Raw genomic sequence first — 9844 nt, forward strand, 5'->3', positions numbered from 1 at the left:
GGCGCTTTGGTTGCGACATTCTGTGACAGGCGTTATGAGGTGTCATTATTTTGATGGAATTGCCGCCACCCTTTCAGACGAGCGGAAAATAGCCAATTTACCGGCACTTATTCAGGATAAATTGCTACAAAGTGATTTCATCGTGCCATTGTTTTTTACCCGGTATCACCGCACCATTGCCGCACCTTCAATGCTGCAAGCTCGGGTATTCGCAGTGGCGATACGCTTTAACTTCCCTCGGTTCCTGTACGGTCTGGCCATCACGCTGTTGCTGGGTGGCGGCCTGCTGGGCAATCTGCTCGCCGATTGGGATTTCAGCCAGATCAGCCGCCGCGCCGAGGCGCTGTACGGGCCCCTGGGCGCCGGGCGCCAGCGTATCGATGCCTGGCAACACCTGCTCACGGCGCAAAAGCAGGTCAGCGAAACCGAACAACTCAACGTGGTCAACTTGTTCTTTAACCGCCAGTTGCACTACGAAGAAGATATCGACCTGTGGCACGAGATCGATTATTGGGCGACGCCCATTCAATCCCTGTGGAAAGGTGCCGGTGATTGTGAAGACTATGCCATCGCCAAATACTTCAGCCTGCGTCACTTGGGCGTCCCGGCCGAGAAGCTGCGCATAACCTACGTCAAGGCCTTGCGCCAGAATCGCGCGCATATGGTACTGACCTACTATGCAAGCCCGGAAGCCATGCCGTTGGTACTGGACAGCCTGATGGACCCCATTCTGCCGGCCAGCCAACGTCCGGACCTGCTGCCCGTCTATGCTTTCAACGGCGAAGGGCTGTGGCTGACCGGCGCGGCGGGCAACAAAAAAGTCGGTGATAGCAAGCGCCTGTCACGCTGGCAGGATGTCTTGAAAAAAATGACCGCCGAAGGGTTTCCGGCCAGTTCGGATAATTAACAGGAGCTACGATGTCACTGTTCAAACAATTGCTGATCGCTATCTGTGTGTTTCTAGTGGTTGCCTTCAGCGGTAGCTTCATCGTCAGCCTGGAAAGCTCGCGTGCGCAGTACGTCAACCAGTTGCGTTCCCACGCCCAGGATGCGGCCACCGCACTGGCGCTGTCGCTGACGCCGAACATCGATGACCCGGCGATGACCGAGCTGATGGTCAGTTCGATTTTTGACAGTGGCTACTACGCGAGCATCCGCGTGGTGGACCTGAGCAATAACCAGGTGCTGGTGGAGCGTGCCGCCGAGCCTGATGCCAGCGGCGTGCCGGCCTGGTTCGTGAAAATGATCGGCCTCGCGCCGGCCGGCGGCGATGCCATCGTCAGCCGAGGCTGGCAGCAGGCGGCACGGGTCGAGGTGATCAGCCACCCGATGTTCGCCCTGGCCAAACTGTGGCAGAGCGCATTGGGCAGCCTGGGCTGGTTGCTGCTCTGCGGCGCCGCGAGTGCGGTGCTCGGCGCGTTGTTGCTGCGCCGTCAGTTGAAGCCGCTGGACTATATGGTCGAACAGTCCCACGCCATCGCGCGGCGCGAATTCATCAGTTTGCCCGACCTGCCCCGCACTCCCGAACTGCGACGCGTGGTGCAGGCCATGAACCAGATGGTCGAGAAGCTCAAGGCGTTGTTCAATGAACAGACCGAGCGCAGCGAGAAGCTGCGCGTGGAGTCCTACCAGGACAGCCTGACCGGGCTGGCCAACCGGCGCTATTTCGAGATGCAGCTCAACTCGCGGGTCAGCAACCTGGAAGAAGCCAGTTCAGGCTACCTGCTGATCTTGCGGGTCAATGACCTCGCCGGTCTCAACCAGCGCCTGGGCGGGCAACGCACCGACCAACTGCTGCAAGCCGTCAGCCAGCAACTGGTGCGGACCTGCGCCAAGTACCCGGAAACCCACAACCTGATCACCCGCAGCCGCGGCGGCGAGTTCGCGGTGCTTGCCCCGGGCCTGGTGCGTCACGAAGCGGTGCAATTGGCCCAGGCGCTGGAAACCACCCTGCAGAGCCTGTACGAAACGGGCGCCACAGACATGCAGAGCGTGGCCTACATCGGCCTCGCGCCCTACAACCCCGGCGATGCCTCGGCCGACCTGTTGAAGCTGGCCGATCAGGCCCTGGCCCAGGCTGAAGCCAGTAGCGGCCAAACCTGGGTATGCCTGGAGCGCCAGACCCGGGACACCGTCAGCGACGATCCGCATAGCTGGCACACCCTGCTCGACGAGGCCCTGAATCAGGGGCGCTTCCGCTTGTTTTTCCAGCCGGTGGTCAGTAGCAGCGATACCCGTCAGGTGCTGCACTACAAGGTACTGTCGCGCCTGCTCGACAACCAGGACCAGACCATTGCGGCGGGGCACTTCCTGCCCTGGCTGGAGCGCTTCGGCTGGACCGCACGCCTTGACCAACTGATGCTCGACCTGGTGATCAAACACCTGGCACAGCACAACCAATCGGTGGCGTTGAACCTCTCGGCGGCGACCTTGAATGACCCACAAGCCCTGGAGCGGATGTTCGAGCGATTGGCGCAACACCCGACACTCGGTACGCGCCTGACGCTGGAGATCGGCGAAGAGCAAGTGCCCGAGCAAGCCCAGCTGGAGCGTCTCACCCGGCGCCTGCGCAGCCTCGGATACAGCCTCGGCCTGCAACGTTTCGGCGGGCGTTTCAGCATGATCGGCAACCTCGCGAACCTGGGCCTGGCGTACCTCAAAATCGACGGCAGCTACATCCGGACCATTGATCAGGAAAGCCACAAGCGCTTTTTTATCGAGGCGATCCAGCGTGCCGCCCACAGCATCGATTTGCCGTTGATTGCAGAACGCGTGGAAACCGAAGGTGAGTTGCGCGTGATTCGCGAGATGGGCATCGAAGGGGTGCAAGGCCAACTGGTCGGTGAACCCGCGCCGTGGACGTGGAGCGCCGAGTAATCAGGCCGGCTTGACGCTCATGCTGTGAAAGAGGTGCGTGCGCCTCAGATCAAACCGCTTTCATCGTCATTGATCAGCTCACTCAAACCGCCCAGCGCCGTCCGTGCCTGGGTACGCTCCATCACCTTGACCTGCGCGGCGGGCGGCAGGTCAGTGATGCGGATCACGCCCTTGGCGGTCAGCACCTGGATCAAGTCATCGAGCACCCGAATCATCTCGGAGTCGCTCTGTTGGAGCTGCTTGAGGCTGTTGTCGATCACATCCGTGGCAAACCACGCCTGAATGTCCTGATGATCCGCCGGTAGAGTCCCGGTGGATTCGGCGAAGGCCTGCGCCTCGACGCGAACCAAAGCGTTGTATTGATCGCGTTGCACGTAGAACATCAGCGTTCTCCCAATAAAAAATCCCTGCAGGCGCCGCACCTGGCTCCTACAGAGATTACACACATTTTCCCGAAGCTGGTGCCCACGGAGCGCCAATCCCGAAAGATTGGCGCTCCAGGGTGATCAGTCGTGATGCTTGACGGTCAGATCACCACCGGCGATCAGGCTGTTGATCGCGGCACTGCCACTGCCCCAGCTGGCGCCATCGACCTTGATCGTAACATCGGCCGTACCGCCACCCTGCGCCGTGAACGAACCGCTGCTGCTGACACTCAGCGTCGAGTTGCCCGCCGAGTCGGTGCTCAACTTCAGGTAGTTGGTCAGGTTGGTGTCGTTACTGCCTTGCAGCAAATCGGACAGGTCCAACTTATCGCCTTCGCTGTGCTTGAAGTCGGTGATGGTATCGACGCCAGTCCCGGTGTTGGTATCCCCTTTGAGCCACACGAAGGTATCCGCCCCCGCGCCGCCGGTGAGGGTGTCATTGCCCTTGCCGCCCACCAGGATGTCGTTACCCGCCCCGCCGTTGAGCACGTCGTTACCGCCTTGGCCGAACAGAATGTCGTCGCCGGCGTTGCCGATCAGCTTGTCAGCGCCGTCGTTGGTGCCGTAGATGTTCGACGCGCTGGCCAATGCACCCACGTCAGCGACGTGTTCGGTGATGAACTGGTGCAAGGTACGGTCATCGATGTGATCGACGGTCGTGGCCAGTTTGTCGGCCGCAAACGCCTTGAGTGCAGCACTGCCTTCAAGGTTGTTGTAGCTGATCAGGTCGCCGAACAGAATGTCGTTGCCCGAACCACCGGTGAGGGTGTCGGCGCCGGTATCGGCCGCGTGGCCGGTGATGGCATCCGCCAGCTTCGCGGTGTCGATCGTGGAGACGTTATGATCGGTATCAAACTGCTTGAGCACAGCGGTATCAATGTTCGAGCCCAGACCGATGGCCTCGACGACAACCTTGCCTGGAACCGCGTTGACCAGATCGGAGTAGGCCGACTTGGCGTTGCTCATGGCGTTGCTGGAATCGTTGTAGACCGACGCCACGTCAAAGCCGCCGCTGCTGTTGGCCACCACGGTGCCTTCGAGGTTTTTATTACCCCAATCATCGTAGGAATAGACCTTGCCGTCGCCATCGACAATCACCTGCGTCCTGCCGTTGATTGTCGTTGTGACCGAGTTGGTCTGACCCAAGACGTAATTGCCGCTATTGACGATGCTATCAAAGTAAACATTCGAGCCGAACCAACTGGTCGAGCCCAGGAGAGGGTTACCCTGAATGGCGGTGTACATGTTCGGCTCACCGTCGGTAATGAAGTACGTCAGGTTTTTTGCACCCACATTGCTCGTGGCTTCATCGCCTTTGAACCAGTTGGTGGCGGCGTTGAACGCATCCTGATAGTTGGTCATGTCGCTCGATTTTGACGTCATCTGAGTCAACACAGCCTGCAAGGCCGCTTTAGCGGCGTCCTTGTCGGCGAGGTTGACCGAGACCTGCGCTTCAACCCGCGTATCGAAGTCGACCAGCAGTACCTTCACAACACCCGAGTCGCTTTTACCGGCATTGCTGATCAAGGTATCGAACACGCTCGCAAGCTGCGCCTTGATCGACTTCATCGCACTGCTGCCGATACTGCCCGAGGTATCGACGATGAAGGCAATGTTGTAGTTGCTGCCCGCATTGACGATACCGCCTTTGTCACCGACCACCATGTTGTTGGCCGAGGTACTGCTCAGGTCGACGACATCGGCGGCGCCGCCGCCTTCCGTCACCACATAAGTCTGTGGCGTAACGGTAATGGTGCTGGTGGCCACCGACGAACTCAGGCTGTCAGCACCTGCGTTGTCCTTCACGGCGATCTCGACAGTGCGATCACCCGTGGTCGGATACTTGCTGGTGCTGGAGTACTGGAACGACTCGAGCAACGACTTGTAGGTGGCCGTGTCAGCCGCGCCCGACAGGGTCAGGACGATTTTGCCACTGACGTCGGTGCCGACGCTGGTCAGGGTGACGCCGTTGTAAGTACCGCCCACGGTCACCAGGCTCGAGCTGAGCTGGTCGCCCGCGCTGGCGTTTTTCAAGGTGATGGTCGCGCTTTGCATCTGGCTGCTGTCGACGTCACCGATGGCTACGTTGCCGGTGATCGCTATCCCACCCGTACTGCGCTCCGAGTAGGCCGTGCTGTAGCTGGTGAGGACGGAACCGTCTGTGGTGCTCAGGTCCAGGGTCGGTGCGTCGTTGACCGAGGTCACGGTGATAGTGCCGTTGGCCGGGGCCGAGGTCAGCGGATTGCTGCCGTTAGCGTTGCCGCTGTCGGTGGCGGTGTAGGTGAAGTTCGCCGTGCCGTTGAAGTTCGCGTTCGGTTTGAAGTAAACCGTGGCTTCGCCGTTGACCGCGGTAATCGCGCCGGTCATGGGTTTGGTCATCGCTGCGTCGGTGTAGAAGGTGCCATTGGTTGGCGTGCCGACGCTGAACGATTTCACGTTCGCCAGGCCGTCTACGTCGGTGGCAGACAGCTTGACCGCGATGCCTACGCTTGGATCTTCAGCACCGGTCGCGGTGGTTGCTGCAGCCACTGGCGCATCGTTGACCGGGGTCACGGTGATGGTGCCGTTGGCTGCTGGCGAGGTCAGTACGTTGCTGCCGTCAGCGTTGCCGCTGTCGGTGGCGGTGTAGGTGAAGTTCGCCGTGCCGTTGAAGTTTGTGTTCGGTTTGAAGTAAACCGTGGCTTCGCCGTTGACCGCGGTAATCGCGCCGGTCACCGCTTTGGTCATCGCCGCGTCGGTATAGAACGTGCCATTGGTTGGCGTGCCGACGGTGAACGACTTGACGTTGGTCAGGCCATCGACGTCGGTCGCGCTCAGCTTGACCGCGATGCCTACGCTTGGATCTTCAGCACCGGTCGCGGTGGTTGCCGCTGCAACCGGCGCATCGTTGACCGGAGTCACGGTGATGCTGCCGTTGGCTGCTGGCGAGGTCAGTACATTGCTGCCGTCAGCGTTGCCGCCGTCGGTCGCGGTGTAGGTGAAGTTCGCCGTGCCGTTGAAGTTCGCGTTTGGCTTGAAGTAAACGGTGGCTTCACCGTTGACTGCGGTAATCGCGCCGGTCACAGGTTTGGTCATGGCCGCGTCGGTGTAGAAGGTGCCGTTGGTCGACGTGCCGACGGTGAACGATTTCACGTTCGCCAGGCCGTCTACGTCGGTCGCGCTCAGTTTGACCGCGATACCTACGCTTGGGTCTTCAGCACCCGTCGCAGTAGTGGCCACAGCCACCGGCGCGTCGTTGACCGCAGTGATCACCACGCTCACCTTGCCAGTCGTGACTTCTTCAACCTGCGTGCTCAACTCTTTGGCCGTTGCCGTCACAGTCAGATCGAAATTGGCAGTCGCATCCTTGGCCGGAGTGACGGTCAGGGTAGCCAGGTTCCAATTGCTGACATCGTACTGGGTGGTCGCACCCGTCGAGGTATAGCTGTGGCCCGTGGCGCCGTCGGTGATGACAGCGCCTTCAGGCAGGCCGCTGATTTCTACCTTGTGCGATTCCGACTGGTCATTGTCGACAAACGTGGTCGTGATCGGGCTGATCTTGATCGCAGTGTCTTCCAGGCCGTGGTTATAAACGTAGCCGGTGTAATAACCTTCTCCGTTGACCACATGAGCATCGTCAAACACCGCCCCGGCGGCTTTCAACGCTTCCAGGCTGGTATAGGTCTGCACGCCGCTGCTGCCCAACGCCATCGACGGGCCGTTGTTGATCGAAACATTGACGTCGTAGTTGCCCGGACCGGCCTGGTTGTAGTGATAGATGTCGAGGGTGTAATAACCCGACTCTGTCGGCGTGAAGGGGGTTGCGTTGATCCCGGTGCCCTGGCTCCAGGTCTCGGTCGACACCAACTTGCCGCCGACGGTAACCGCCAGGCTGTCATCGGCGCTGCCGGTGAAGCTGTAGCTCTTGCCGGCTTCCAGGTAAATCAGGCCGGAGACTTTGGTCGCGGTGAGTTCCACCACATTCCCGTTGCTCACGTTGGCGGTCACACCCGTGGAGGCTGCGCTGTCAGGCGTTTGAGCGTTGATGACCCGGATCAAATCGCTGGACTGAACAACCCCATTGCCGTTCGTACCCAATGCACCCGGCAGGTTGCCGCCGGTCCAGGTTTGAATGGTCAAGCCGGTTGGCACGTCACCGAATGCGCCGACGGTCACGACAGGAACGTCCGTCACTGGGTGGATATCCACGGTGATGGTTTTCGTATCGCTGTTGAGCTGGCCGTCGGTCGCCTGGAACTTCAGCTCGGTGTAATCACCCTGCTTGTTACCGACGCCGGCGTTGCCGAAGCTGTTATCGCCCGACTCGTTGGCCGCTGGGCTGTAACGCACATTGTGATTGTCGAAGTCGGCCTGGCTGAAGGCCTTGCCCGGCGACGTATCGGTTTTCAGATCAGCCGCGCTGAGCTTGACCCAGACACCGTCGACTTTGTACTCGATGGCACCGTTGGGCAGGCTGGTGAAGACGACTTTCAGGTCCGTGGAATCCACATCGTTGACCCCGAACGTCGACCATTTCAGCTCGACTGGGGTGTCTTCGTTGCTTTCTACGTAGCCATTGCTCGCAGTCGGCGCGTCGTTGACCGGAGTTACGGTGATGGTGCCGTTGGCAGGTGCCGAGATCAGCGGGCTGCCGCCGTCGGCAATACCACCGTCGGTGGCGGTGTAAGTGAAGTTCGCGGTGCCGTTGAAGTTCGCGTTCGGCTTGAAGTAAACGGTGGCTTCGCCGTTGACCGCGTCGATCGAGCCGGTTACCGGCTTGGTCATGGCGGCGTCGGTGTAGAAGGTGCCGTTGGTTGGCGTGCCGACGGTGAAGGACTTCACGTCTGCCACGCCGTCTACGTCGGTGGCGGACAGTTTGACCGCGATACCTACGCTTGGATCTTCAGCACCCGTCGCGGTAGTGGTCACAGCCACAGGCGCGTCGTTGACCGGAGTTACGGTGATGGTGCCGTTAGCAGGCGCTGAGGTCAGCGGGCTGCCGCCGTCAGCGATACCGCCGTCGGTGGCGGTGTAGGTGAAGTTCGCGGTGCCGTTGAAGTTCGCGTTCGGCTTGAAGTAAACGGTCGCTTCGCCGTTGACGGCGTCAATCGAGCCAGTCACTGGCTTGGTCATGGCCGCATCGGTGTAGAACGTGCCATTGGTAGGCGTGCCGACGGTGAAGGATTTCACGTCTGCCACGCCGTCTACGTCGGTGGCGGACAGTTTGACCGCGATACCTATGCTTGGATCTTCAGCACCGGTCGCGGTAGTGGTCACAGCCACAGGCGCGTCGTTGACCGGAGTTACGGTGATGGTGCCGTTGGCAGGTGCCGAGGTCAGCGGGCTACCGCCGTCAGCAATACCGCCGTCGGTGGCGGTGTAGGTGAAGTTCGCGGTGCCGTTGAAGTTCGCGTTTGGTTTGAAGTAAACGGTGGCTTCGCCGTTGACGGCATCAATCGAGCCGGTTACCGGCTTGGTCATGGCGGCGTCGGTGTAGAAGGTGCCGTTGGTTGGCGTGCCGACGGTGAAGGATTTCACGTCTGCCACGCCATCTACGTCGGTGGCGCTCAGTTTGACCGCGATACCTACGCTTGGGTCTTCAGCACCGGTTGCGGTAGTGGTCACAGCCACTGGCGCATCGTTGACCGGGGTCACGGTGATGGTGCCGTTGGCAGGTGCTGAGGTCAGCGGGCTGCCGCCGTCAGCAATACCGCCGTCGGTAGCGGTGTAAGTGAAGTTCGCGGTGCCGTTGAAGTTCGCGTTTGGTTTGAAGTAAACCGTGGCTTCGCCGTTGACTGCGTCGATCGAGCCAGTCACTGGCTTGGTCATCGCCGCGTCGGTGTAGAACGTGCCGTTGGTTGGCGTGCCGACGGTGAAGGATTTCACGTCTGCCACGCCGTCTACGTCGGTGGCGGACAGCTTGACCGCGATACCTACGCTTGGGTCTTCAGCACCCGTTGCGGTAGTGGTCACAGCCACTGGTGCATCGTTGACCGGAGTCACGCTGATAGTGCCGTTAGCAGGCGCTGAGGTCAGCGGGCTGCCGCCGTCAGCGATACCGCCGTCGGTGGCGGTGTAGGTGAAGTTCGCGGTGCCGTTGAAGTTCGCGTTCGGCTTGAAGTAAACGGTCGCTTCGCCGTTGACCGCGTCAATGGAACCGGTCACCGGTTTGGTCATCGCCGCGTCGGTGTAGAACGTGCCGTTGGTAGGCGTGCCGACGGTGAAGGATTTCACGTCTGTCACGCCGTCTACGTCGGTCGCGCTCAGTTTGACCGCGATACCTACGCTTGGATCTTCAGCACCCGTTGCGGTAGTGGCCGCAGCCACTGGCGCGTCGTTGACCGGAGTCACGGTGATGGTGCCATTGGCAGGCGCCGAAGTCAGCGGGCTGCCGCCGTCAGCGATACCGCCGTCGGTCGCGGTGTAGGTGAAGTTCGCCGTGCCGTTGAAGTTTTCGTTTGGTTTGAAGTAAACGGTGGCTTCGCCGTTGACGGCATCAATAGCGCCGGTCACTGGCTTGGTCATGGCCGCATCGGTGTAGAACGTGCCATTGGTAGGCGTGC

4 protein-coding genes are annotated in these 9844 nt (G+C 60.5%); 2 read left to right on the plus strand and 2 right to left on the minus strand.

Features of this window, described 5'->3' with window-relative positions; translation table 11 throughout:
- Positions 1-190 precede the first annotated feature (190 nt).
- Together lapG and lapD are read left to right on the plus strand one after the other, a co-directional pair.
- Entirely contained in the window at positions 191-907 is a 717-nt protein-coding gene (gene lapG / locus NR164_RS08330) for a cysteine protease LapG (RefSeq protein WP_017849958.1), read from the plus strand.
- 11 nt (positions 908-918) lie between these two features.
- Entirely contained in the window at positions 919-2877 is a 1959-nt protein-coding gene (gene lapD, locus NR164_RS08335; protein WP_046385016.1) for a cyclic di-GMP receptor LapD, read from the plus strand.
- Positions 2878-2921: 44 nt separating this feature from the next.
- Here the strand turns inward: lapD and NR164_RS08340 are convergent, their stop codons facing one another.
- Positions 2922-3260 (minus strand): hypothetical protein, encoded by a 339-nt coding sequence (locus tag NR164_RS08340; RefSeq protein WP_017849960.1) that lies wholly within the window; start codon positions 3258-3260, stop codon positions 2922-2924.
- Between the two features lie 123 nt (positions 3261-3383).
- On the minus strand, positions 3384-9806 hold the full coding sequence (locus NR164_RS08345) for a tandem-95 repeat protein (RefSeq protein WP_256822603.1): 6423 nt from the start codon (positions 9804-9806) through the stop codon (positions 3384-3386).
- Positions 9807-9844: the final 38 nt, after the last annotated feature.

It is taken from the genome of Pseudomonas sp. Pse79 (genome assembly GCF_024519615.1).
Lineage (GTDB): Bacteria > Pseudomonadota > Gammaproteobacteria > Pseudomonadales > Pseudomonadaceae > Aquipseudomonas > Aquipseudomonas veronii.